Source organism: Psychrobacter sp. CR212 (assembly GCF_059693765.1).
The window spans coordinates 21,302-46,263 of sequence record NZ_JCATIF010000005.1 but is presented as its reverse complement, the minus strand read 5'-3'; the positions used below and the strand labels follow the sequence as shown (position 1 = coordinate 46,263).

Genomic DNA, 24,962 nt, shown 5'->3' with positions numbered 1-24,962 from the left:
CCTAAATAAAGAGAGAGGGCGATGACGACAGCAGTATATTCTTTCGTGCTAAAGGTCTACACAAATATATCTATGTATTAAAAGCTTGCATTAAAAATTGTTTTTCAGCTCGCGTAACGCTGCAAATACCATCAAAGAGTTATCATCGTCGATAGTTACTTTTGATTTAACCCCTGCAATCACACTTGGCTCTTGGGTACGCAAAAACACGTTTATCGCACGCTCATGCTCTAGCGTCACTGGCAGTGTCGGCGCACCTTGTGCCGTTTGTGCCTCAGCTTGCGCTAGTGCTTGTTGCATTGCCTCGTTGTCAGGCTCGATAGACAATCCAAAGCGTAGGTTACTAGCCGTATACTCGTGCGCAGGATACAGTAGTGTCTCATCAGGCAAGCCGTTCAAACGCTTAAAACTATCATGCAATTGCTCAATCGTACCCGTAAAGACACGTCCACAACCTGCACTAAACAACGTATCCCCGCAGAAACAATGTTTTTGCCCATCAATATCTAAGATATAGGCCATGTGGCTGGCGGTGTGTCCTGAGACGTCCCAGACTTGTGCAGAGCAGCCCCATGCACTCACCGTGCTGCCATCTTTAATGGTTTGATCCTCATCAACCCCATGCTCACTATGCGCAACCAGATGGGTCATCGGATACGACTCCTGCAATTCTGCGACACCACCAATATGATCATGATGATGATGCGTGGTCCAAATCGAGGTTAGCTCTAGTCCATGCGTCTCTAGATAATCGATAACCGGCTGGGCTTGACCTGGATCAATGACGATCGCCTGCTTATTATTTTCATTAATTAAGGTCCAAATATAATTATCATTAAACGCTTTAATGGGGTGAATACGGATACTCATGTCAAATCCTTACCAGTAGTTATTTTTTTACTCGTTATTTTGAATTATTTCGTTTTGATTTTACTTCTCGCTTTTACTGCGTGGTAACAGCCTATACGTTTGGCAGTCAGCTATTACTAGACCAGATCCTGTCAAAAGGTACTGCTTACTGCTTCAAATATTTGTTGATGCGTCCTTCTGCTTCTTTGTCCACCCACCAGTAATCGATGCCGACGGCGTTGGTCGGTAATGTGTCTGTATGACGGTATTGGTCCCAATAAGCAACGTTAGTGCCAGACTTACCATACAATGGTACGACATAGTGACCCGCTCGCAACAACCGATCAAGCACCTGCGTATATAACACAATTTCGTCACGATTTTTGGCATTACCAAGATTAGCAACCACCTCATCGACGGCTGCATTTTTGATACCAGCACTATTGTGATTGCCAGGCTCATCAGCCGCCGCACTACCCCAAAATGCAGCCTGCTCAGCACCAGGCGATAGACTTTGGGCAAACACATCGACGACCATATCATAATCAAAACGGCGCGTTCGCTCATAATATTGCGGCCCATCCACTTGGCGCAAGGTTGCCTCAAACCCTAAGCGTTTTAAATTACGAATATAAGGCAACAAGACACGGCCCATGGTCTCGCCTGTCATCAAAATCTCAATTTGGGCGGACTGACCATTCGGCTGATATAGCTTCATATCATCATAATAAAATCCAGCATCTAGCAATAACTGCCGCGCTTTTAGTAATCCTTGTCGATTAAAGCCATTGCCATCACTGGTGGGTAGCTGCCATTCTGCTAAGACGGCTTTACGCTGAATCGGTTCAAGATCAGACAATAAAGGCGTTAACACCTGCATCTCTTCACTAGACGGTGTACCAGTTGCCGCAAGCTCCGACCCGTGAAAGAAGCTCTGCAAACGTTCGTACTGTCCATGAAATAATGTCTTATTCATCCATTCAAAATCATAAGCAGCCGTTAGGGCTTGGCGCACTCGAATGTCCTGAAAGATTGGGCGGCGCAAATTCATCACCAATGCCTGCATGGGCACTGGGTTTTGACTGGTTATGGTCTCTTTTTTGATAAGACCTGTTTTCACTGCAGGAAAATCATAACCACTCACCCAATTTGATGCTTTGTTTTCGGGGCGAAAGCGGTACTGACCAGATTTAAATCCTTCAAAGGCAATCTCATCGCTTTGATAATAAACGAACTTAATCATGTCAAAATTGTAACGACCACGATTGACCATCAAATCACGACCCCAGTAATTGGGATCACGTATGTAGCTCACCGAACGCCCCGCATCGACGCGTCCCAGCTTATAAGGCCCACTACCCATCAAGGGTGTCAGGCTGATCTTTTCAAAATCAGCCTCAATTGAGGATTTTGCAAAAACAGGAAATTGACCAACCGTCAGTAGGATTTCTTTGTTCTCAGCAGAGGCAAAGACAAATTTTACTTGCTGCTCGTCAATAATTTGAATGTCCTTGATATCAGCCAGATAGCTACGAATAGACATGGGGCCTTTATTCAATATTGCATCAAAAGTCGCTTTGACATCATGACTGGTCACAGGCGTTCCATCCCAAAAACGGGCGGCAGGATTGATGTGATAGATAATCCAGCTCGTATCGTCTGGATCATAGGTTACCTTGCTGGCCAGCTGTGGATACATGGTAAACGCTTCATTTAATGAGCCCGTCATCAAAGTATCATATAGATAATCCGTACCAATCATCGCCACACCCGTCGTCATCCATTTATTAGCACTGTTGAACGTACCGCGGGTATCTAGCGACAGCGTACCGCCTGACGGCGCTTTTGGATTGGCATAGGGCATATAAGGTGCATTAATATACTCAGTCGGGCTATTGTGCCCAAGCGCTGTCGTTGTGATAGGTGCCGCAATACTGCTCGGTATCCAGCTGACGGTGATGGCTAGCAAAACAGCTTTTAGCAGGGCATTTTTTTTCATCATAACGTTATAACAAACCTCTATGCTAACCAATGCGAGTATCAAAAATTAAGAGCTGACGGCAAAATAGTGTTATAGCAAAATTTTATCATAACAAACTTAGGTTTTTTAACCTAATGGTTTGCCATGTTACGCGGCATCAGTGCGACATCCATCAGTACGACATCATTGGTATTAGATGTAATGGCGGCAGATATTGAACGCTTTTTACTAAAATTGCGCATCGACAAATATACTCATAAAAAAAGACGCAACTTGTAAAAGCAGCGTCTTTTATTTTAAAGGCTATTATGACTTATGCATGCTTTTTTTCAAACGCAATCATAAAGTCGACTAATTGCTGTACCCACTCAAGTGGTACAGCGTTGTAAATACTGGCTCGCATACCGCCTACGTCACGATGACCTTTTAGATTTAACAAGCCAGCTTTTTCTGACTCTTCTAAGAACACTTTATCAAGGCTGCTGTCTGCTAAAGTAAATGGCACGTTCATGATAGAGCGATACTGAGGATCGACTGGGTTGTTATAAAAACTGCTCTCATCGATTGTCTTATAAAGTAAATCGGCTTTTTGCTGGTTGATTTTGCCAATAGCAGCCACACCGCCCTGCTCTTCCAACCAATCAAACACCAGTCCTGCTAAGTACCAAGAGTACGTCGCTGGCGTGTTAGACATAGACTCTTTGTCTGCTTGGTGCTCATAGTTCAGTAGCATAGGACACCACTCACTTGCCTGCCCCAACAGATCATCACGGATGATTGCAATGACCAAACCTGCAGGACCGATGTTTTTCTGTGCGCCCGCGTAGATCATACCAAATTTAGACACGTCTATCGGCTGTGACAAGATACAAGATGACATATCGGCAATGATTGGCGCGTCTACTTGTGGCGGCTCAAATATCTGTAGACCATGGATAGTCTCGTTGGCACAGTAGTGAAAATAAGCGGCATCGTCACTCATATTCCACTCACTTTGGGCAGGTACAGTCGTAAAGTTGTCCTCTTTGCCAGTCGCGACCAAGTTAATCTTACCCAGACCAAGTGCTTCATAGCGCTGGGCTTCTTTAATCGCCTTACCTGACCATGCACCAGTCGTCAAATAATCGCCGCGTCCACCATTGAGCAGGTTCAATGGAATGGCAGAAAACTGCAAGCTAGCGCCGCCTTGTAAAAACAGCACTTTATAGTTATCTGGTATCTCCATAAGCGTGCGTAGCTTAGCTTCTGCTTTGTCAGTAATCGCCATGTATTCTTTACTACGGTGACTGACTTCCATGACCGATAGGCCGCGACCTTGCCAGTCGAGCAATTCGCTCTGAGCACGCTCCAATACGGATGTTGGCATCGTGGCAGGGCCAGCACAGAAGTTTGGCAGACGATGCGGGGTACTATTATTAGCAGTGGGTGTAGATGTTTGGGTTATAGACATAATCACAGTCCTAGGTATGATGAAATAAAGAAGCGACCTTTATTTCAGTTTGTTGATAAAAAAATTTACATCGATATCAGTTTTAATATCACTCAATGAGATATGCGCTCCCACAGCTGACGTTTAGCATCACTATCTGCAATCATGTCATCTAATGTAGGCACAGTCATAAGGTTGGGGTGCTGAAGACCTTCAGGTAGTACTGTTAAAGCAGCAACTTTTATCTCTTCGCGCAGACCAATTCTAAAGACATATCCAGCAAGGCTGGCATTGGCAAGCTCTACTGTGTCCATACCGGCGCAAATCGGAAATGAGGTCGTCTCATGAGTCATTGAGAGTGCTTGAGTGATATTATTCCATAGCTTTTGGCTATCATTATTAAGTGCTTGAATATCAACCAATATCACCCAGTCCCCATAGCGTCCACCTTGTAAGCTAAATGGTGCTACCTTTTTCAAGCTGTCGTCATTTACACTATCACTATTATGACTGCTTTGAGATAATTGATGTGGCGCAATAGGCGCAGTTGTTGACTGCACCACTTCATCTATAAAAAATGCGGCGGTTTGGTTTGATTCGATATCTGGACTATTGTGAAGACGAGGTGCATCTGAAGTAGCAGATATCTCATTGCCCACACTATCAAAACTATAGGTGACTGGGCTTTGCTCGGTGGCTGCCTGTTCATGAATACCTAGACCATGAGTATCGTCATTCACATTGTCATGGTTGCTGCTATAAGAGTCATTCGTATCATAACCACTGGTCGGCTGAACGACTGTCTCTATAGCAGCTCCAGCACTCGCGGATTCAGTATCAATAGAGCCAGTATTTGAGTGCTCAACCGAATCTATCGTGATATCCGCTATATTTACGGTACTTGACTCAGGCCGCACCCATTGATTGATACCCATCATCGCTAGGATTTGGCGCTGCTGCACACGGCGCTGCAATACACTTAGCGGGTCTTGGATATCACTCATATGACTCTACTATCCTAATTATGTTGTCTATATAGTTTTTTAGATGATGTTGGTAGTTCTTATCAAAAAAGCTGCCGTACGCCTAGCCAGCGCTCTGACATTGCGATCAGGCAATCATATTCATCTTGGCTGATTATCGTATCGTGTAACATCACGGTATGCAATGTACTTAGCCATTGTCGATACTCATGATGAGCAGGTCTTACCGTGCTATCGTCATTATAATCTATTTGACTACCATCCTGTTGTCTCTCTGGATAATTAGTACTACCCAAAGTATTTATGGGCCGCTTGATAGAATGAATAGTAGAAATAGGAACCGCAGCAATAATCGCTAATAATTGAATACTATTTAAGTGTTGTGCTTTTAATAACAACCATTGCAAATTGACATCGCTCACTGTCGTTAAATCAATATCAACCAAACGCGCATGACGTCTTAAATCTAAAATGTAATGCGCCACACTCTCATCACCTTCACTCAATAATGAGCGCTCATATATTGAGATCATCTGGCCTTTAGCGTCTTTTGATAGGCGATACGCCAGTAAAACCACCATCGATATCTGAGCATCGCTCAGTGCTTCAAATACTTGCCCTGAAGGATCTAGCTGTACCCTTACGCCTTCTATACCAGTTTTGAGTGTCTGTGATGATAGAGCTTGCGTATCCGTATCGTGTAAAACCTCAGACAATATCGGTAGTAACTGCTGTAATTGTAACGCTTGCCATAATGACAGTATGGATGATTTTTGCCTCTCTACAGCTAATGAATGATTGAATGAATTCGCTGCCGAGTAAGAGCGATCACTCGATATTTTGTGATCTACAGAATCACAAGCTAAGCTTTTAGTTAAGTCAGATGTCAGCTGTTGGTGAAATAACTCAACCATACCTTGTTGGTAACGCAACAACATCGTACGGCATTTTGCTTGTTTTTTATAGTACTGATTGCTTTCGTGACTGTGTTCGCTGTCACTTCTAAGCTTTAATTTTTTGATATGTATTTCAGATAAGTCATGACGACGTAACTGGGCTAATGCAAATACAATCAAAGCACTGTCCAAACGTCTATCCAAATTGGCCACTATGGCCAGTAGCTTAGCATCTATCCTATGGGGTAATACTTGCTTATGACTAGTAGAGTCACTTTCAATAGAAAAGCCCTCACCCCAAATATCTGCCAAACCATATAATGCATTTGTTGACAATGGTTGATGCTGATGGCAAAGCATGACCGCTTCTATTAGCGCTTGTGCACCAAGTGGATGATAAATATGATTGAGTACATATTGCGGGAGTGACACCTTTTGAATATCGCTCGCTTTAATTAATGTATCTTCTGGTAGGTCAGCGTCAGGTTTGGCCTGCCAAGGCTTCAGCAAATTATCGGTATCTATAGGTGCTATTTCTACCTGCAAGCGACCATCGATAATTGTATCTACCTCTTTAGTGAACTCAAGACCTTTATCTGTCTGGCTTTCACTGTTACTTGCAGTGTTATCAAAAATAGCGTTCTGCTTATGGTTTTCTTCTGCATCAATATTGAGCAATGATCGATGCGGCAATTGAGACTTTTTCTGTGAATTTTTGCTTAGGCTATTTTTTATTACAGCTCCCCAATCACCTAGATGGCGCTGCCGATATATTTCTTTTATTTTCTGCTGATTGATCCGCTTTTCTTTAACGACTTGTACGGCAAACTTACGATAGGCATCAGCATTAATAGCACTCATACGCTCCGTCAAGCTTGGATGAGTGGCAAACCACGACACATCCCCCAGATCCGTACCACTACTGACAAAGAAAAAATGGCTGAGTCCATTGACATCGGCAATACCAGAGAGGCGTGACCCAATCGGGTCCTGATGAATGGCTTTTAAGGTTTCTATGATCGCAGGCGAGCGCGTTAATTGTACGCTGGTTGCATCAGCAAGTAACTCACGCTCACGATTAAAGCTGTGTTTGATTAGCTGGGCACTGGCCATACTTGAGAAGCTTAGACCATGGAGCAGTAGTGTCCAGACACTACGGGGTGCTTGACGATCGATCACAGGTCTACTTTGCACCCACCGAGACTCACGTTTGTCTGATGCCTGCTGATGCTGTGATTGTGTCTGCCAATACTCCACCCACTCACTGTGCGTGGTAAAACGGGCGGTCTGCGCCTCTATATGGCGTGCACGACTGTCAACTTGTCTCTGTGATAGAGGAATATCGGTGGCAACTGTATTGTCAGAATAGCGGCTATTGGGAATTGGATCGCTCCAATCATATAATATCTGTAAACCAGCTAGCACCACCATCAGCTGTAGATTGAACGTGGCATCACCATGCAATATATGACCATACTCATGACCAATGAGCCCATATAGCGCCTCATCAGACAACTTATCTAGCGCACCTTGGGTGACGACAAGCACCATATCTTGGCTATGACGACCCGCGACAAAGCCATTAATACCTTGCTCATTGGGTAGTACGTATAAGAGAGGCGCAGACAAACCTGACGCAATCGCTAACTGATAGGCAATTTCATAATAACGACGATAGACTGGTGGGAAATCACGCTCGCTTCGTACTGCTATATGATGTGAGCGATAGTGAACTTTTTCTTTGATTTCATGTTGATGCGCGACCCCATGGCTGTGCTCCCATGGTTCCTGACTGTTATCAATAAACAGTCTGACCGCCCCTACTCGCTGAGCAATAGCGCGACCACCCGCTCTCAAGCGCCGATATTCTAAAAAACTCCCACCAACGAAACCGCCTACTATAAAGAGAATGACTAGTATCAATACCCAATGATATATACCACCCGTGAATATCGTTAACAGCAAACCCATGATAGCCAGTGCCACCGCCATATGAGCAAGCACAATCAGAAAAAACAGCCCATACAGTAATAGACTGCGGCGTGTACGTATTCGCTGTTCACCAAAAAAGTCCATTAAATGGGCTGCCTAACATTGGCCAAATTTATCTAAATCTTAGCCCAGATTAACATTCGGTGCTTTAGCAATGGTATCTCTGTCTGCGAATACCAAGGGACTAAGCGGACGAAAGCCAAAAGTCGTACTGACAAGATTGTTAGGGAACACTTCACGATCATTATTATAAAACATCACACTATCGTTATAGTGCTGACGAGCAAAACCAATGCGGTTCTCTGTGTTGGTCAGCTCATCCATCAACTCTTTGATCATACTGTCCGCTTTAAGCTCAGGATAGGCTTCTACCACTGCCGAAAACTGACTCAACGCTTTGGAAAACATGCCTTCTGCTTTGGCAAATAGTGCCATGTGCTCTTGTGAGTCTGGCTGATGCTTATGCGAGTCTTGTAGGTTTTGAGCATGATTGCGTGCGCTAATAACTCGTGTCAGTGTCTCTTCCTCATGAGTCAGGTAACGCTTGGCTGTTTCGACTAGATTTGGAATCAAATCATGGCGACGTTTGAGCTGCACATCTATCTGCGCAAAGCCGTTCTTTGCTTGGTTACGTGCACGCACCAATTTATTAAATATGGACACCCCAAACACAACGATTAGCACCACAAATATAATGAACAGCCAAACAAACATCTTCATAACCAAACCTCAAAGTGTCCAGAATGTTAACAAACGTTAGTACATTGTATTTTAACGCATATGAATCAATGACGCTTTTAATTTAAATAAGAAATCGAATGAAATTTTAGACAAAAAAAAGCCCTTTACAATGAAGGGCTTAATACAGAATACCGGTATATTAGGTACTTTATTAGAATATCTATCAAATTTTAGGCAAAAAAAAGCGACTCCATCAGCACATCCTCGGCACACATCAAATCTATTACCGTTGCTACCTTCCGGTCCTGGCGGGATTCATAGAACAATGTTGCGAGGCTACCAATGGAGCCACCGGATGAGATTATACAAGGATTTTTTAATTTTACAACCCCTATCTTAAAACTGTTTGTTTTAATCGAAAAATAACCCAGTAACCTAGCTCACAAAATTCTCACAGCAACTTATACAGATTTTGCTATTTTAGTGAATGAAGTTGCACACATGTCCGCATTTAGAAAATGAGACGCACAACTTCTCATATGAAAATGGATTTTAAAAACATTCATATGAAGACTATTAAAACTAATTTAGGAGATAATAATGAAAAATGCTCTATTGAATAAACTGGCCATCGCTTCTGGTACTGCTTGTTTAATGACAGCCATGATGGGTAGCGCCCATGCAGAGCCAACAGGCTATGACCAACTGACGTTTCAGACAGAAGTAAAAGAAGAAATCCAAAACGATGAAGTACGCGCCAGCTTATATAAAAAGGCTCAGGCAACGGATGCCAAAACATTAGCGACAATGCTCAACACGTCAATCAATAATGCCATGAAGATTGCCAAGCGCTACCCAAGCGTGACTGTGAGCACCGGGCAGCAGCGTACCTATCCACGCTATGACAAAAACGACAAAATCATTGGTTGGACAGGTCAAGCAAACATAGACTTGAAAAGTACAGACTTTGCAGCAACCAGTCAGCTGATTGCAGATCTACAAGAAACCTTAGTCATGGACAATCTTAACTTTGGCGTCTCAGATACCAAAAAAGATGCGCTAGAGCAAAAACTAATGACTGAAGCATCTCGCGCTTTTCAGCAGCAAGCGAAGAGCCTGACTCGTGCTTGGGATGCACGCGGCTATCGCGTCGTGAATGTTAATTTGAATACCGGTAGCAACTATCCACGTCCAATGTATAGCGCTATGAGCATGAAATCAGGAATGGCAGACGAGTCAGTACCAAGCCAAAGCTTTGAGTCTGGTAACAGCACTATCTCAGTCACTGCCAATGGTACAATTGAGCTGACCAAATAAGTAAGTACCAAATAAGTAAATGACAACAGGCTTAACAGGCTTATTTAAAGCTCAGTAGAAGCAATACATAAAAAGGGCAGACGTGATTATCATGTCTGCCCTTTTTATTTATATATTACTAATGACTTTGCTATTGAGATACAGCGTCATTACCGCGCATTTTTAACAGTACCTTCTGATGCCATGGCAAGCGCTCGTAAGCAAGCAGCTGCTCGGCAAGCTTCTTTTTCTTTTGTAGAATCAAGGTGTTTTGAATGACATGCACGGTACGATTGACTTGCTGACGGGTTTGTCCTGATACTGTTTTTACGACAGCGCGAATACTATGCGGGCCTGGCTGAACATCAACTGTCGCAACAGAGGCACTCAGACCTTGAGCAATTTCTTCATCATCAAAATAAATGCTCACTTGATCACCATTTTTTAATGCAGGCTTTACGTCAAGCGCGATGACAATATTCTGCGAAGGGCGCTGATAAGCACGCTCGGCACTCGGTTCAATCATACTTAACTGATAGTTCACATTGACCGTAGGCGTGGTGGTAGCAACAGCAGGCAAATCGGTATTGCCTCTGGCCTCACTTGGCATCGATCTGGACGCACTACTTGCCCCTGTGCTGATATTGGTTTGACTGACTTGTTTATCAGCCTGCTGCTCATAGGATTGCGGACGATCGGTAAAGGTGATTTGCCCCGTGTTTTCATCCACCACTTTATAAATAGGCGCTGCGTTGCTGAGAGGTGCACAAAGGCTAGCCATGATAGCCAATGCTCCTAACTGTATATTACCTCGTAACAAATCTCGCTTTGATAACAAACTCATAGTCAGTCAACCTAATTAGTATTTACTATTAATATACTTTTATAAGAACTATTATGCGACACTTTTGGTGCAAAATCAGTAGGATTTGATGTGAAATCAATGGTATTTAAAAAAATATCATCCATTTATACCACTATCTTTTTGAACAGGCACAAAAAAACCAGCCAAAATTCACTTGACTGGTTCTTTTTTATCGAATTAACTTAACGGACTAATTCGTTATTAGCAGCTGTAGTACATGTCAAACTCGACAGGGTGTACAGTCACGTTTAGGCGTTGTACTTCTTCTTCTTTCAAAGCAATAAACGCTTCTAGCATGTCTTTAGTGAACACATCGCCTTTTAACAAGAAGTCATGGTCATCTTTTAGTGCTTGTAGCGCAACATCTAGACTCTCTGCAACCGTTGGGATTTGCGCTTCTTCTTCTGGTGGCAAGTCATATAAGTTCTTGTCAGCTGCTTCGCCTGGGTGCATCTTGTTCTGGATACCGTCAAGGCCTGCCATCAATAGCGCAGCAAATGCCAAGTATGGGTTCGCCGTTGGATCAGGGAAGCGTGCTTCGATACGTACCGCTTTTGGGCTGCTTACATGTGGCACACGAATAGACGCCGAACGGTTAGAGGCTGAATAAGCAAGCTTGATAGGTGCTTCATAATGCGGTACAAGACGCTTATAGCTGTTCGTTGATGGGTTGGTAATAGCATTCAGCGCACGAGCGTGCTTGATGATACCACCGATGAAGTACAATGCGGTCTCAGACAAACCAGCATACTCATCACCAGAGAACGTGTTTACGCCATCTTTTGAGATTGACATATGCACGTGCATACCTGAACCGTTGTCACCAACGATTGGTTTTGGCATAAAGGTCGCTGTTTTACCAAACTGGTGCGCCACGTTATGGACAACATATTTCAATTGCTGAACTTCATCCGCTTTACGTACCATTGTGTTGAATGCAACACCGATTTCAGACTGGCAAGACGCCACTTCATGGTGATGAACTTCAACTGAACCTTCACCAACGATTTCTTCGATGCGTTCACACATAACAGCACGCATATCATGTGAGCTATCGATTGGTGGTACTGGGAAATAGCCGCCTTTCACACGTGGGCGATGCGCCATGTTGCCCCACTCGTAAGTCTCGTTAGTCGACCATGCTGCTTCTTCAGCCGTGATTTTATGGCTAACGCCAGACATATCGACTGACCATTTAACATCGTCAAATACAAAGAATTCAGGCTCAGGACCGAAGTAAGCAGTATCACCGATACCAGTAGACTTTAAATACTCTTCAGCGCGACGTGCGATAGAGCGTGGATCACGGTCATAACCTTGTAGCGTTGATGGCTCGATGATATCGCAAGTCACTACCACAGTCACCGCGTCAAAGAACGGGTCAACAAAAGCAGTTTCTGGATCAGGACGCAAGATCATATCTGACGCTTCGATACCTTTCCAACCAGCGATTGATGAGCCATCAAACATTTTGCCATCTTCCATGACATCTTCATCAACGGTATGCGCTGGGAAGCTGATATGCTGCTCTTTGCCGCGCGTATCAGTAAAGCGAAAATCAACCCATTTAGCATTAGAGGATTGGATAAGATCTAATAGTTTATTCGACATGAATAGTCTCCGTTGTGTTGATCACGTAATTGCGATTTAAAATTGTTGGTGCCATTTCTTGTGCAAGAATTCCAGATGTCCTTCCAATACCAAACAGCGCATTCGATATTATGCTTATTATCAGCACTATTTGTCGGATTAGTCAAGACACTCACCTAAGACGCTTTCTTAATTAGACCAATAGTCATCTCAATGGTCTACAAACATCCTAAGTCAATTCTCATATCATTCTAGCAATATATAACTCGTCATGCTGAACTCTTCTGGCACTTATGAATAATTATTTTTAGACCCGTTGTTATGGTCATCAATAATCATACCAACCTCAATGCAAAGGCTATGCCAATATCTCAAAAAAATTACTATTTACCTCACCTAAAACAACATTTTTCCAATAATTACAGTGCCTTACGCCAAATAATTTTTATATGAAAGTATATTTTTGCTAACAACCTTTATGTTGAGAGGTTATTCGACGCACTAATTGTGATAATTTTGCACTATATTGGTGCTGAGAAAATCTTATAATTATTATATTGTTCTTTTACAGTGCAATAATAAAATATCGATTTGCTGATTTGGCTCTGATCGTGAAATCATTATGATCAGAGAAAAATATTTTTATGTAATGCTTATTTAGCTAGCCCATGCCCTGCATTTGATAGAGAACAAAATAGTGGTAAGATAACCGCGCGCCATAACGCCCTATGTCGTAATCATAGCTGCTTTTGTTTGGTAACTAAAGCCCTGAACAACGGTAGGCGTATATCCCATATTACAAACAGAATAAAACTGATAAGTTGAAACCTTCATGATTTTGATGATCGATAATTACGACAGCTTTACGTACAATATCGTACAATATTTCGGTGAATTGCAGCAGGACATCACCGTTTGGCGTAATGATCAGGTCACTATCGAGCAGATTCGAACGTTAGCACCGGACGTGATTGTTATTGGCCCAGGTCCATGCGACCCTGATCGTGCGGGTGTTTCGCTCGAAGTTATCGAGACATTCAAAGGCATTATTCCGATACTTGGTATTTGTTTGGGTCATCAAGCGATTGGGCAGGCGTTTGGTGGACAAGTCGTCAAAGCAGGCGAAGTTATGCACGGACGGTTATCAGCCGTCTATCATAATGACCAAGGCGTATTTGCCGGACTACCAAACCCATCGCAAGTCACACGCTATCATTCACTTGTCATTGATAAGCGTACCCTGCCAGATTGCCTTGAGCTGACCGCATGGACGCAGAGCGTTGATGGTAGTATTGAAGAGATCATGGGTATCCGTCACAAGTCACTTGCCATAGAAGGCGTCCAGTTTCATCCTGAGTCCATTTTGAGCGAAGCAGGCTATCAACTACTTAATAACTTTTTACACACTTATGGCTTGGCAAAACTAGCATCAGATGCGCTACCACAGGTAGGCTAGTTTTGACTTAAGAACCTGCTTTCATTACTCTATCTCAAATCATAGATAGATTCACATAAAAAACAGATTCACATAAAAAAACAATCATAAGCGAGATCATCATGAGTACGACAAAAACAGAAGAAGCTCACACGCCAGAGGGTATTGCAAAACTGTCTGATGCCCAAATACATCAATTATTGACGACGGCTTTGAGTAGAATCTTTCAGCACATCGATTTGACCTTTGATGAGATGTATCAAGTGATGCTGATCATCATGCAAGGTAGATGTAGCGACGCGATGATGGGCGCTATCTTGACAGGTCTACGTATGAAAGGTGAATCTATCGATGAGATCACCGCATCAGCCAGTGCGATGCGCGCGCTGGCTGCCAATATTGAGCCAAAAAACTGCGACTATTTGGTCGACATCGTTGGTACTGGCGGTGATGGTGCCAACTTATTTAACGTATCGACTGCATCGGCATTCGTTGTCGCGGCGGCTGGCGCACAAGTTGCCAAGCATGGTAATCGTGGTGTCTCAACCAGATCTGGTAGCTCAGATTTGCTTGAGCAAGCAGGCATCAGTCTTGCGCTGACTCCAGAACAAGCAAAAGATTGTATCGAGAATGAAGGGGTTGGATTTTTGTTTGCGCCCAACCATCACAGCGCCATGCGTTATGCCAATCCTGTACGTCGTGAGCTAAAAGCGCGTACCATCTTTAATATTCTAGGTCCATTAACCAACCCTGCTGGTACGCCCAATTTAGTTATTGGTGTCTTTACCGCGCAGCTGTGTGAGCCAATTGCCAAAGTCATGAAAAACCTAGGCGCACGGCATGTCATGGTCGTCGGCGCAAAAGATGGTTTGGATGAAATCAGTCTAGCAACCTCGACCACAGTTGCTGAACTAAAAGATGGTGAAATATCCGTTTATGAGATGATGCCAGAAGATGCAGGTATCGAATCGCAAACCCTGATTGGTCTCGATGTCGACTCTCCTGAGCAAAGCCTTGCACTGATCCGCGCTGCTCTATCTGGTGCTGATACCCATGACCGTGCTGTACTTAAAGCCCGCGATATGATTGCTTTGAACGCAGGTGCGGCAATATATACCGCCGGACTTGCCAGCAACTATCCTAATGGCGTTAGCCGAGCTCAAAAAATTATCCAAAATGGTGATGCTTTACTCAAGCTTGAGTCTTTGGCCAAATACACGCAGCAGCTAGTGATTGAGGGTTGACTTATACGCACCAATACAGTGCAAAACTATATATCACTACCTATATACCTTTAACAATATTCGGATAACAGCATGACCACAACTCATTCAGACATACCTTCGGTACTACAGCGCATTGTCGCAACCAAAGTAGAAGAAGTAAAAGCAGCTCGCGCGGCGCTATCTCTTGCAGACTTAAAAGCGCAAGTCGCAGCTGCTAACAAACCGCGCCGAGGTTTTGCTGCCGCATTACGTACTGCTAACACTGAAAATAATGGTGTTGGCATTATTGCTGAAATCAAAAAAGCCTCGCCATCTAAAGGCGTTATCAATCATAATTTTACCCCTGCTCTATTTGCGCAGCAGTACGAGCAAGCGGGCGCCAGCTGTCTATCGGTTTTGACTGATCGCGATTATTTTCAGGGCGATGATACGTACCTTATTCAAGCGGCAAATGTCTCAAGCTTACCAATACTTCGCAAAGATTTTATGATTGATGTCTATCAGATATATCAATCTTACTTAATGGGTGCTGACTGCATCTTACTCATTATGGCCTGCCTAGATGACACACAAGTACAAGAGTTGCACGCGCTAAGTATTGAGCTTGGTATGGATGTGCTGATAGAGGTGCATACACAGTCTGAGCTTGATCGGGCGCTACAGCTACCACGCTCAGCGCACAATATTTACGGTATTAACAATCGTGATTTAAACACGTTTGATGTAGACCTACAAACCACGCTCGATTTGAAAAATATCTTAATCGAAGCACTCTCTGCTGATGCTGATAATGCCGATCAAAAACCACTGATCGTGACCGAGAGCGGCATTCATAGCAGTGATGATATTCGTCTTATGCTAAGTCACGATATTCAGCACTTTTTAATCGGTGAACAATTTATGAAAACCGATCATCCGGGACAAGCGTTACAATCCTTACTTGCGGGCGTCGCAGTAGACGAGTAAAGTAACTCAATAGTTCAAGCCTCAATAGAATCAGGTAGCTTGAATAAAATATTTACCCTATAAATGACTCAACCTTTCATTCATCAACCAACGATACGTTAACTTTTATGTCAAACTCTCTGTTTTCAAAAGAAATGCAAGACCAGCTCAAAGAATTAAAAGGCCAATTAAGTAAAGGCCGTGATACCAACTCACCTGAAGGTGAAAACCAAAAGCCCACTGAGCCTGTCGCTTTGCCAACGCAAAAGCAAGTGAAAAAGACCGTCAAGCAGCTAGACAGTGAACATGTTGACGATGATAAAGTACTGTTCATGCAAGCTATGCATGGTGTCATTCAGCTAGAAGACAAAAACGTACGCTCACCTACTAGCACGGCAAGAGTAGGTAAACCTGATGCCGCAACACTATCAAAACGTGCGGCCGCTCAAGGCAGTGAAGCCAGCGATTTAGGCGCAGGCTTGTCAGACATGCAGGCGCTACTGAACCCAGTCGCCGCTGAAGCTTACCTGTCATATAAGCAGCCAACCTTGCAAAACAAAATCTTTGATCAGCTCAAAAAAGGCAAGCTGCGTTGGTACGATGCGGTAGACATCCATGGCTGTACGATAGAAGAAGCACGTGACGCCATGACGCAACTGCTAAGCCAAGCGAAGCAAAAAAATGAAACCATGGTAAAAATTGTCCACGGTAAAGGTAGCGAAGCAATTCTAAAAACCTGTATCAATGGTTGGTTACGCCAATTGCCAGAAGTATTGGCATTTTGCTCTGCGCCGCCAAAAGACGGTGGCAATGGTGCGGTATTGGTGCTGCTCAAAAAGCCTAAAACAGATGGTGAATAGGTTGTATTGGTGATTCAACGGTATTAAATAAAAAAGGACTGCCCATAAGCAGTCCTTTTTTTATCGATTATCCACCTGTCAATCCTTAACGATGATTCCTTTGATATTCGCCTATCAGCCTTTACTATTGAATTATCCACTCACTATTTAACTGCCAAAGTGACATCAATATGAGCATACAAACCATTGAGACACCCCAAGAGCTATCCGAAAACATCAGCGCATTGATTGCAATTGAGCCAAAATTCGCGGCTGTCTACGAGCAAGTTGGTCTACCTGATCTTAGGCACAATGCAGGTGGATTTGAGCAGTTAATGAGAGCGATGGTCGGTCAGCAGTTGTCTGTTGCCGCTGCGGCAAGTATCTGGAAGCGGTTGGTTGATGCAGCGTTGACAACGCCGTATAAAATCGGTGAAGCAACTGACGAGGCTTTAAAAGCTCAGGGATTGTCTAAGCAAAAAACTCGCTATATTCGCTCCTTAGTGGATCATAATATCGATTTTGCAGCTTTAGAAAACATGCCTGATGAAGAGGTAATAAACACACTTACCGCGGTTACGGGCATCGGACGCTGGACCGCTGAGATGTACCTGCTCTTTTCTTTAAAACGCGCAGACGTGCTTGCTGTTGACGACTTGGCCATTAAGGTTGCGGCGATGGAGTTATTAGGCTTAGCAGAACGACCAACACCCAAACAGCTCAAAAACCTCACTCAGCACTGGTCACCTTATCGCAGCGCTGCCAGCCTACTTCTGTGGTCATACTACGGCTCATTGCGCAATAAGAGCGCCATTCCTTTATGACTCACCTGACAAAGTAAATAGCCGTAGGCGAAGAGTTCTTGCCTAAGGCTGATTCCATATAGAAAGGCTAAATTTATGCTTGGTGTGTTTAAACTTACTTTTTCGTAGCATACGACTTTTATGCTTTAGCGCTTTTAGCGCTCCCTTTCTACTGACAGTTGCCATAGATAACTTGTGGTTATTTGCCATATCATCGTTAGCATTGTCGGGGTCTTTGTTGATAGTCACATCATCAGAATTATTATCATCATTGTCTTCTAGACTGACATTTGTTTCATTGCTATTCGTATCGCTATGGTCTTCTGAGGCGTCATCCTCTGTTTTAACAATATTGTTTTCCATATGATGTTCAAGCTCAGCTTGATTGACAATCAGCTGCTGGGTTGGCAATGCATGTTCGACATCATATTTTGCGACTTGGTTTAATACATCAACGAATACCACGTTTTGCTTATCATAAAACTCCATCACATCATTGGCATTGATATATGCCTGTAGCTGAATGACGTAGCAGTCTTGGCGTAGCTCTAAAATATTAACTTGATTCCACTCTTGGTTGGTCATCTCATGCTCTTTTAAAAACTCATCTAAGTCTTTGACCATCTTGAAGACCACATCGATATCCGCAGTACGCTTCAGATATAATTGATGAAAGAAGCGGAACATATCACGCGAGGTAAAGTTTTCAATCTGCATCGATGAAAAATCACCGTTTGGCACCGTGACAACGGTCCGTGTCAATGTGCGCACACGTGATGAGCGAATACCGATGTCAATAACAGTACCTTCATAAGTGCCAAATTTGCAATAATCACCGATACGTACTGGTGAATCCGCTACGACTACGACGCTACCAACAAGGTTTTCAATGGTCTTTTGTGCACCAAGTGCCAATGCCAAACCACCCACACCCAGTGCAGCAATACCCGTGGTTAAGTCAAAACCCAAATTACCAAAAATGACAATGACCGCAAATATTAAGAGTAGCGCTTTGACGACTTTTCGCATCAGTCCCAAGATTGAGACACGCTCAGTATAGTTTTTCTTATAGCTTAGGTTGACCGCTCGAGTAAATATGGCATCAATAACTCGTAATAGCAGCCAAGTTAGCGCAAGCCAAGAAGCAATATCAGTAAAGCGATTGACTGGTTCGCGCAGCGTGACGGACACGCCTGCATAGACCATCACTTCAGATAAGATCAGCGCCATAATGACCACAGAAAGCGGCAGTATCACTTTGTCCGGTAATGGCAAAGGCACACCGCGCACACGAGGATAAACAATCCTCAATAGATGGTATAACAGCCATACTGCGATATAAGTGAGGACAAAGCTACTCACAATCATGGATAGCGCAGCGACCAAATCAGCCAACTGATAACCAAAGAGCTTTTTGCCATCTAATGAATCCACCGTGTAGCGCGATACCAAGGTCGGCTCTGAGTTTTCTATCACTTCTGGTATAGAACTCAGCGTCTCACTCGAGAACTGCCAATACTGCTCGTTCTCTTTAGAGACCACTCTTTCTAGTAACAACGACACACTTTTTTCACCGATGTTAATCACACCGACATTTTCTTGACTTGGTGGTAGTTGATCGGTGAGATTGCCCTCAGGGGTATTACTGATTTGCAAATCAGGTTGGAATCGCCCACCCGCATCGAGCGCTTGTTTAAACTGACGTACGACAGTCGTTGGGTTATCGGACTTGGATAAATTTAGATAGTTACTTGCCAGCAAGTAGTCGTTTTCGCCCAGCGCACTGATAAAACCCTGTACAGTATGACGCGGCGTATCTCGCCCAAATGAATCAGGTAAAGGTGTAGCTACCGTCTCCTCACTACTATCACCACCAACGCCAAGCGAACCAGCGTCAACAGCAAAAGCGGTTCTTGGCAACACAATACTTAATATCATCGCCAGTAGAAGCAATACGACCGCAAATGGTATCTTAAGAGTAGATTTCGATGAAGGGGATGCGGTACTGGGAGTCAGATTATGCTGAGTAGACAAAACAAACCTCTTAACTTTATGAGTGGCACAATGAAGAACACATAATATCGGCACTATGATAACAATTATTTATAACAGCAGTGCTTTTGATTATAGGTTTTTGTCGCTAACTGTGTCAGTCAGTTATTTTGATTGCTCTGTGCAACCTCTCTCACTTGCTAAAAATGATATGTATTAATAAGAAAAGTAGCTTTCCAATGAATGAGTAGCATCTCATCATGAATTATATTCATCCTACCGTGAAGAAACATTAGGTTAAAGTGGTTTATAAAGGCGGAACTTTTGTAGATAATGAGCGCAGTTTTGCTTATATACTGTTTTTTGTAACTTTTGACACCTTTTACGTCTTAATAGTTATTTTTTATGTCTGTATTTTTTAATTTGATTACTTTGGAATCGATCATGTCTTTATCACGTTCATCTTCACGTACCTATCTTCGCCTAAGTATCTTAAGCGCGCTTGGTTTATTTGCAGTCAACACATCGATGGCGGCGACCCCTGAGGTAATCAATACTAACGATAGCGAGATGCCACAAGTTGAGCTTGACAAAATTGTCGTAACAGCCACGCGTACGCCCACTAAAACCAGTAATGTGATTGCACAAACTCGCGTCATTGATAGCGAAGTGCTTAAGCGTTATCAAGGTCAAACGGTAATGGAAGTGCTTAGACGTCAGCCAGGGTTCAGTCATTACACCAATGGCGGCTCAGGGACTACCTCAAATTTTTATATGCGCGGTTATGATAATAAACAAATATTAGTACTTATTGATGGTATACGGTATAGCTCGTTAAGTGCGGGCGGCGCCGCGTTAAACTTGCTACCTGCTGATCAAATTGATCGAATTGAAGTTCTCTATGGAGCATCAGGTTCTAGCATCTACGGTGCGGATGCGATGGGCGGTGTCATTCAAGTATTCACTAAAGGCGGCAATATAGATCGAAGCAGTATGTCAGTTACCGCTGGTGTCGGCTCAAATGATCAATACTTATACGGTGCTAGCGCACAGTTCGCTAACGAGACTGGCACGACATTGAGTTTGTCAGCTAGTCACAATGAAGATGACGGCATTAGCGCCAAGCTGCCTAATGCAGTTGGTTATAATAAAGATGAAGATGGATTTGAAAGCGACAACGTAAGTATTGCTTTAAATCAACGTATTAATGATCAATGGTTGGCAGGCGCCAGTGCTTTGTACAGTAAATCCACTACCGATTTTGATGATGGTGATTATGAGAATGCTCATGCTGATCAAGAAAACGGTAGCGCTCAAGCATACGTAGATTGGCGTTATCTACCAGGCTCTTCACTTAAATTACAGTATGGTCACTCAATTGATAAAAGTGACTCTTCTAGCGAATACGGTGGAGTGTTTGACAGCAAACAAGATCAAATCAGCTTAGTAGGTCAACATCAACTTGCGGTCGGCCAAGGCGTTTACGGCGTTGAGTACCTAAATCAAAGCCTAGATAGTAGTGAATATGACATTGATGATCGCGATGTGACCAGTACCTTTTTAGGCTATGTTTTGGCAACTAACCAGTTCGATGCCCAAGCTAATATACGTTTTGATGACAACTCACAATATGGTGATGAAACCACTTATAATTTCGGCGGCGCCTACCATATTAACCCTGAATGGCGTATTGGTACCAGCTACGCAAAAGGGTTCCGCGCACCTACGTTCAATGATATATACCCTGGATATGGTGGCAACCCTGATCTACAGCCGGAAATCAGCGACAACTATGAAGCCTTTGTTGAATACAGCACACCATTACAAGCTACACGGCTGACTGGCTATTATAATGATGTTGATGATCTAATTTCGTTTCCAGAAGGCACAGCTGTCAATGTAGATAAAGCTGAAATTAGAGGTGTATCATTAACATCTGATTGGGTTATTGATAGCTATTTATTTGGTGGTAGCTATGACTATCAAGATGCTAAAGATAAGAGTGACTATACTGGCAGAGTAGATTTTAGTCAGAATGCCATAGATTACAGTGGTAACCACCTTCCTTATCGTCCTGAACATAAAGGATTAGTCTACATAGGCTACCGTTTACCAAGTTTAGATATACGCGCTGAATATCAGTATGTGGGAGACTATTACAGCAGAATTACCAATACTGACGCTCAATTTGTAGACAATTATGGATTGCTGAACATCAGTGGTAACTATAAGCTTACTGATAACTTGTCTATGACGGCACGCTTAAACAACATCACTAACGAAGATTATATAACAGATATTGGCTATAATACTGACGGTACTAACTTTTTCACCTCTCTAACTTATAACTGGTACTAAGTTTAACTTAGTCTGATTAAAACCATCTAAACTAAAACAAAAAAGGTCATCTAAAGGTGGCCTTTTTTTATGGCTATAGATTCCTGTTTGAGGTTTTGTTTGTCTAAGGCCTCAGCTATTTATCTCAGTCAATAGGTGACAATTAACCCCTCATCTATTACAATAACGACCTCCGAGAGGTGTTGCGCCATAACAGTGATTTACTGCCTTGACATTCTATCGTTATGCAATCACAGGTTATGTTAGGCTCGGTTAACTGTCGAGAGACCATGTTTTTGGTCGCTCACAGCGCAAACAACGGCACCTGCGTTTTTATTCTTTTTATCATTCGTTAACCACTGATAGGAGCATATTATGGACGCAGTGTCTACTACACCCTCTGCCCATACGATCGACCCCTCTTTCACTGACTATAAAGTTGCTGACATCAGCCTTGCTGATTATGGCCGCCGTGAAATCACCCTTGCCGAAGCTGAAATGCCTGCCCTAATGGGCTTGCGTCGTCGCTACGAAGCAGACCAGCCGCTAAAAGGTGCGAAAATCGCTGGCTGTATCCACATGACCATCCAAACTGCTGTCCTCATCGAGACACTAGTCGCGTTAGGTGCGGAAGTCCGCTGGACCTCATGTAACATCTTCTCAACCCAAGACCATGCTGCTGCAGCGATTGCTGCTGCTGGCATCCCTGTTTATGCGTGGAAAGGCGAAACAGAAGAAGAGTACGAATGGTGCCTACGCCAGCAAGTACATGTTGGCGGCGAAGCCTCAGGCCAGCTGTGGGATGCCAACTTAATCTTGGATGATGGTGGTGATTTGACTGCTTTGATTCATGATGAGTATGCTGAGCTTCTTGACAACATCCATGGTATCTCAGAAGAGACCACCACTGGTGTACACCGTTTGGTTGAGATGTTGAATAAAGGTACATTAAAGGTGCCTGCCATCAACGTCAACGATGCAGTTACCAAGTCTAAAAATGACAACAAATACGGTTGCCGTCATAGCTTAAATGACGCTATTAAACGCGCCACTGATATGTTCCTTGCTGGTCGCCGCGCTTTGGTTATCGGTTACGGCGATGTAGGTAAAGGCTCTACGCAAAGCTTACGCCAAGAAGGCATGATTGTCCGTGTGTCAGAAGTGGATCCTATCTGTGCCATGCAGGCATGTATGGACGGCTTTGAAGTATTATCACCATACATCGACGGTGACAACACTGGCGGTGCAGACAGCATCAACAAACGCTTGCTTGAAGACACAGACTTGATTGTCACCACGACTGGTAACTATCACGTTTGTGACCGTCATATGCTAGCGGCCCTTAAGCCTGGTGCGGTTGTATGTAACATTGGTCACTTTGATACCGAGATTGATACTCAGTTTATGCGTGATAACTGGCGCTGGGTTGAGATCAAGCCACAGGTGCATCAAGTATTCCGCTCAGATGATGAAAACGATTATTTGATCTTGCTTGCCGAAGGTCGCCTAGTGAACCTAGGTAACGCAACTGGTCACCCATCACGTGTCATGGACGGGTCATTTGCCAACCAAGTATTGGCTCAAATGTATCTGTTCGAAGAAAAGTTCGCTGATCTGCCGACTGATGAGCGCTTTGATAACTTATACGTAAAAGTATTGCCTAAGAAGTTGGACGAAGAAGTGGCCGCTGCGATGGTTGCAGGCTTTAACGGTACATTGACTAAGCTGACCCAAAAGCAAGCTGAATATTTGGGTGTGCCTGTCGAAGGTCCATTCAAACCTGACGCTTATAAATACTAAAAGGAGCCTGACTGTGAGTAAGCCTGCTTTCTCCTTTGAGTTCTTTCCTGCAAAAACCGAGCAAGGTCACGAAAAGCTTCTCAGTACTTATGATGAGCTAAATAAGTTGTCACCGGCGTATTTTTCGGTGACCTACGGTGCGGGCGGGTCAACTCGTAGCCGTACCTTAGACATCGTACAAGCACTAAGCGCGCGCAGTGAGACTGAAATTGCGCCGCATATGTCTTGTATCGGCGATGACAAAGCGCAAATCGCTGAGTTACTTGAGTTTTATAAAAGCTTAGGCATCAGACGTCTTGTCGCACTACGTGGCGATTTGCCATCCGGTCAGGTGGGTATGGGTGAGCTGCCATTTGCAGTAGATTTGGTCAAGTTCATTCGTGAGTACTCAGGCGATCACTTCCATATCGAAGTGGCGGCCTATCCTGAGATGCATCCACAAGCGCGTAGCTTTGAGTTTGATGTTGACAACTTGGCGAATAAGTACCGCGCTGGTGCCAATGCATCGATCACGCAGTTCTTTTATAATGCAGACAGCTATCTGTATTTGCGTGACACGTTAGAGAAACGCGGTATCGATACCATTGCCAAACCATTGGTAGCTGGCATCATGCCGATCACCAACTCTAGTAACCTGATACGCTTTGCTGATAGCTGCGGCGCTGATATTCCGCGTTATGTGCGCAAGCGATTGGCGGATTTTGGCGATGACAGCAAATCTATTCGCGAGTTTGGTTTTGATGTGGTGTATCGCTTATGTGAGCGCTTAATGAGCGAAGGCGTGCCAGCCATGCATTTTTATAGCATGAACAAAGTTGAGCCAAATAAACGCTTGGTTGAAGCATTAGGACTTACTGTTTAATACTTGATAATCTTGATAATTAAGCAAGTATATAATGAATTTATAACTAACTGGCGCTCTTCGGAGTGCCAGTTTTTTTATTGGAAAATTTTATCTACTGGACATTCATGTATCAAAAAACACATTTCATCTTAATGTATTTCTTAAATTTTTCTTACTAT

18 protein-coding genes and 1 other RNA gene are annotated in these 24,962 nt (G+C 43.5%); 9 read left to right on the top strand and 10 right to left on the bottom strand.

Going from position 1 to position 24,962, the window contains the following annotated elements; all coding sequences use genetic code 11:
• Positions 1 to 90: 90 nt before the first annotated feature.
• The 7 genes from gloB to ffs all read right to left on the bottom strand — a co-directional run bounded on the left by gloB (position 91) and on the right by ffs (position 9,156).
• Positions 91 to 870 (bottom strand): hydroxyacylglutathione hydrolase, encoded by a 780-nt coding sequence (gloB, locus tag AC58CZ_RS10110; protein WP_494224803.1) that lies wholly within the window; start codon positions 868 to 870, stop codon positions 91 to 93.
• A 145-nt stretch (positions 871 to 1,015) separates the two neighbouring features.
• Positions 1,016 to 2,848: an ABC transporter substrate-binding protein gene (locus AC58CZ_RS10105; RefSeq protein ID WP_494224823.1), complete on the bottom strand. Its 1,833-nt coding sequence runs from the start codon at positions 2,846 to 2,848 to the stop codon at positions 1,016 to 1,018.
• Positions 2,849 to 3,143: 295 nt separating this feature from the next.
• Entirely contained in the window at positions 3,144 to 4,280 is a 1,137-nt protein-coding gene (gene serC / locus AC58CZ_RS10100) for a 3-phosphoserine/phosphohydroxythreonine transaminase (protein ID WP_494224804.1), read from the bottom strand.
• A 92-nt stretch (positions 4,281 to 4,372) separates the two neighbouring features.
• On the bottom strand, positions 4,373 to 5,263 hold the full coding sequence (locus AC58CZ_RS10095) for a DNA polymerase III subunit psi (RefSeq protein WP_494224805.1): 891 nt from the start codon (positions 5,261 to 5,263) through the stop codon (positions 4,373 to 4,375).
• A gap of 62 nt (positions 5,264 to 5,325) precedes the next feature.
• The gene (locus AC58CZ_RS10090) at positions 5,326 to 8,214 is read right to left on the bottom strand and encodes a M48 family metalloprotease (protein WP_494224806.1); all 2,889 of its coding nucleotides are present in this window, start codon (positions 8,212 to 8,214) and stop codon (positions 5,326 to 5,328) included.
• A 39-nt stretch (positions 8,215 to 8,253) separates the two neighbouring features.
• Positions 8,254 to 8,850, bottom strand: a complete 597-nt coding sequence (locus tag AC58CZ_RS10085; RefSeq protein ID WP_494224807.1) for a LemA family protein — start codon at positions 8,848 to 8,850, stop codon at positions 8,254 to 8,256.
• Positions 8,851 to 9,059: 209 nt separating this feature from the next.
• Positions 9,060 to 9,156, bottom strand: an RNA gene (gene ffs / locus AC58CZ_RS10080) — signal recognition particle sRNA small type.
• Between the two features lie 255 nt (positions 9,157 to 9,411).
• On the opposite strand from ffs, the gene AC58CZ_RS10075 reads away from it, so the two are divergent.
• Positions 9,412 to 10,128, top strand: coding sequence for an SIMPL domain-containing protein (locus AC58CZ_RS10075; RefSeq protein WP_430284132.1), 717 nt, complete (start codon positions 9,412 to 9,414; stop codon positions 10,126 to 10,128).
• 130 nt (positions 10,129 to 10,258) lie between these two features.
• On the opposite strand, the gene AC58CZ_RS10070 is transcribed toward AC58CZ_RS10075, so the two are convergent.
• Together AC58CZ_RS10070 and glnA are read right to left on the bottom strand one after the other, a co-directional pair.
• Positions 10,259 to 10,951 (bottom strand): DUF4124 domain-containing protein, encoded by a 693-nt coding sequence (locus AC58CZ_RS10070; RefSeq protein ID WP_494224808.1) that lies wholly within the window; start codon positions 10,949 to 10,951, stop codon positions 10,259 to 10,261.
• 222 nt (positions 10,952 to 11,173) lie between these two features.
• On the bottom strand, positions 11,174 to 12,583 hold the full coding sequence (glnA, locus tag AC58CZ_RS10065; protein WP_494224809.1) for a type I glutamate--ammonia ligase: 1,410 nt from the start codon (positions 12,581 to 12,583) through the stop codon (positions 11,174 to 11,176).
• Positions 12,584 to 13,394: 811 nt separating this feature from the next.
• Here glnA and AC58CZ_RS10060 point away from each other — a divergent pair.
• The 5 genes from AC58CZ_RS10060 (at position 13,395) to AC58CZ_RS10040 (ending at position 17,831) form a co-directional block, all read left to right on the top strand.
• Positions 13,395 to 14,018 carry a glutamine amidotransferase-related protein gene (locus AC58CZ_RS10060; protein WP_494224810.1) on the top strand — a complete coding sequence of 208 codons (624 nt, stop codon included), beginning with the start codon at positions 13,395 to 13,397 and terminating at the stop codon, positions 14,016 to 14,018.
• A gap of 101 nt (positions 14,019 to 14,119) precedes the next feature.
• Positions 14,120 to 15,241 carry an anthranilate phosphoribosyltransferase gene (gene trpD / locus AC58CZ_RS10055; RefSeq protein ID WP_286708301.1) on the top strand — a complete coding sequence of 374 codons (1,122 nt, stop codon included), beginning with the start codon at positions 14,120 to 14,122 and terminating at the stop codon, positions 15,239 to 15,241.
• A gap of 72 nt (positions 15,242 to 15,313) precedes the next feature.
• Positions 15,314 to 16,189 (top strand): indole-3-glycerol phosphate synthase TrpC, encoded by an 876-nt coding sequence (gene trpC / locus AC58CZ_RS10050; protein WP_494224811.1) that lies wholly within the window; start codon positions 15,314 to 15,316, stop codon positions 16,187 to 16,189.
• Positions 16,190 to 16,296: 107 nt separating this feature from the next.
• Positions 16,297 to 17,028: a Smr/MutS family protein gene (locus AC58CZ_RS10045; protein WP_494224812.1), complete on the top strand. Its 732-nt coding sequence runs from the start codon at positions 16,297 to 16,299 to the stop codon at positions 17,026 to 17,028.
• Positions 17,029 to 17,198: 170 nt separating this feature from the next.
• On the top strand, positions 17,199 to 17,831 hold the full coding sequence (locus AC58CZ_RS10040) for a DNA-3-methyladenine glycosylase family protein (protein WP_494224813.1): 633 nt from the start codon (positions 17,199 to 17,201) through the stop codon (positions 17,829 to 17,831).
• A gap of 42 nt (positions 17,832 to 17,873) precedes the next feature.
• Here AC58CZ_RS10040 and AC58CZ_RS10035 read toward each other — a convergent pair whose 3' ends face one another.
• Positions 17,874 to 19,844 (bottom strand): mechanosensitive ion channel domain-containing protein, encoded by a 1,971-nt coding sequence (locus AC58CZ_RS10035; RefSeq protein WP_494224814.1) that lies wholly within the window; start codon positions 19,842 to 19,844, stop codon positions 17,874 to 17,876.
• Between the two features lie 402 nt (positions 19,845 to 20,246).
• On the opposite strand from AC58CZ_RS10035, the gene AC58CZ_RS10030 reads away from it, so the two are divergent.
• From AC58CZ_RS10030 to metF, 3 genes are all read left to right on the top strand, one after another.
• Complete coding sequence (locus AC58CZ_RS10030; protein ID WP_494224815.1) at positions 20,247 to 22,160, top strand: TonB-dependent receptor domain-containing protein; 1,914 nt, start codon at positions 20,247 to 20,249, stop codon at positions 22,158 to 22,160.
• A 354-nt stretch (positions 22,161 to 22,514) separates the two neighbouring features.
• Positions 22,515 to 23,939: an adenosylhomocysteinase gene (gene ahcY / locus AC58CZ_RS10025; RefSeq protein ID WP_494224816.1), complete on the top strand. Its 1,425-nt coding sequence runs from the start codon at positions 22,515 to 22,517 to the stop codon at positions 23,937 to 23,939.
• A gap of 13 nt (positions 23,940 to 23,952) precedes the next feature.
• Entirely contained in the window at positions 23,953 to 24,801 is an 849-nt protein-coding gene (metF, locus tag AC58CZ_RS10020) for a methylenetetrahydrofolate reductase [NAD(P)H] (RefSeq protein WP_494224817.1), read from the top strand.
• Positions 24,802 to 24,962 lie beyond the last annotated feature (161 nt).

Bases quoted from the DNA above. Each gene is read 5' to 3' on its own strand.
- AC58CZ_RS10105 (WP_494224823.1), bottom strand. From the start codon at position 2,848: ATGAAAAAAAATGCCCTGCTAAAAGCTGTTTTGCTAGCCATCACCGTC.
- trpC (WP_494224811.1), top strand. From the start codon at position 15,314: ATGACCACAACTCATTCAGACATACCTTCGGTACTACAGCGCATTGTC.
- AC58CZ_RS10040 (WP_494224813.1), top strand. From the start codon at position 17,199: ATGAGCATACAAACCATTGAGACACCCCAAGAGCTATCCGAAAACATC.
- AC58CZ_RS10090 (WP_494224806.1), bottom strand. From the start codon at position 8,214: ATGGACTTTTTTGGTGAACAGCGAATACGTACACGCCGCAGTCTATTA.
- AC58CZ_RS10095 (WP_494224805.1), bottom strand. From the start codon at position 5,263: ATGAGTGATATCCAAGACCCGCTAAGTGTATTGCAGCGCCGTGTGCAG.
- trpD (WP_286708301.1), top strand. From the start codon at position 14,120: ATGAGTACGACAAAAACAGAAGAAGCTCACACGCCAGAGGGTATTGCA.
- ahcY (WP_494224816.1), top strand. From the start codon at position 22,515: ATGGACGCAGTGTCTACTACACCCTCTGCCCATACGATCGACCCCTCT.
- AC58CZ_RS10030 (WP_494224815.1), top strand. From the start codon at position 20,247: ATGTCTTTATCACGTTCATCTTCACGTACCTATCTTCGCCTAAGTATC.
- AC58CZ_RS10070 (WP_494224808.1), bottom strand. From the start codon at position 10,951: ATGAGTTTGTTATCAAAGCGAGATTTGTTACGAGGTAATATACAGTTA.
- AC58CZ_RS10060 (WP_494224810.1), top strand. From the start codon at position 13,395: ATGATTTTGATGATCGATAATTACGACAGCTTTACGTACAATATCGTA.
- AC58CZ_RS10075 (WP_430284132.1), top strand. From the start codon at position 9,412: ATGAAAAATGCTCTATTGAATAAACTGGCCATCGCTTCTGGTACTGCT.
- gloB (WP_494224803.1), bottom strand. From the start codon at position 870: ATGAGTATCCGTATTCACCCCATTAAAGCGTTTAATGATAATTATATT.
- AC58CZ_RS10085 (WP_494224807.1), bottom strand. From the start codon at position 8,850: ATGAAGATGTTTGTTTGGCTGTTCATTATATTTGTGGTGCTAATCGTT.
- AC58CZ_RS10045 (WP_494224812.1), top strand. From the start codon at position 16,297: ATGTCAAACTCTCTGTTTTCAAAAGAAATGCAAGACCAGCTCAAAGAA.
- glnA (WP_494224809.1), bottom strand. From the start codon at position 12,583: ATGTCGAATAAACTATTAGATCTTATCCAATCCTCTAATGCTAAATGG.
- serC (WP_494224804.1), bottom strand. From the start codon at position 4,280: ATGTCTATAACCCAAACATCTACACCCACTGCTAATAATAGTACCCCG.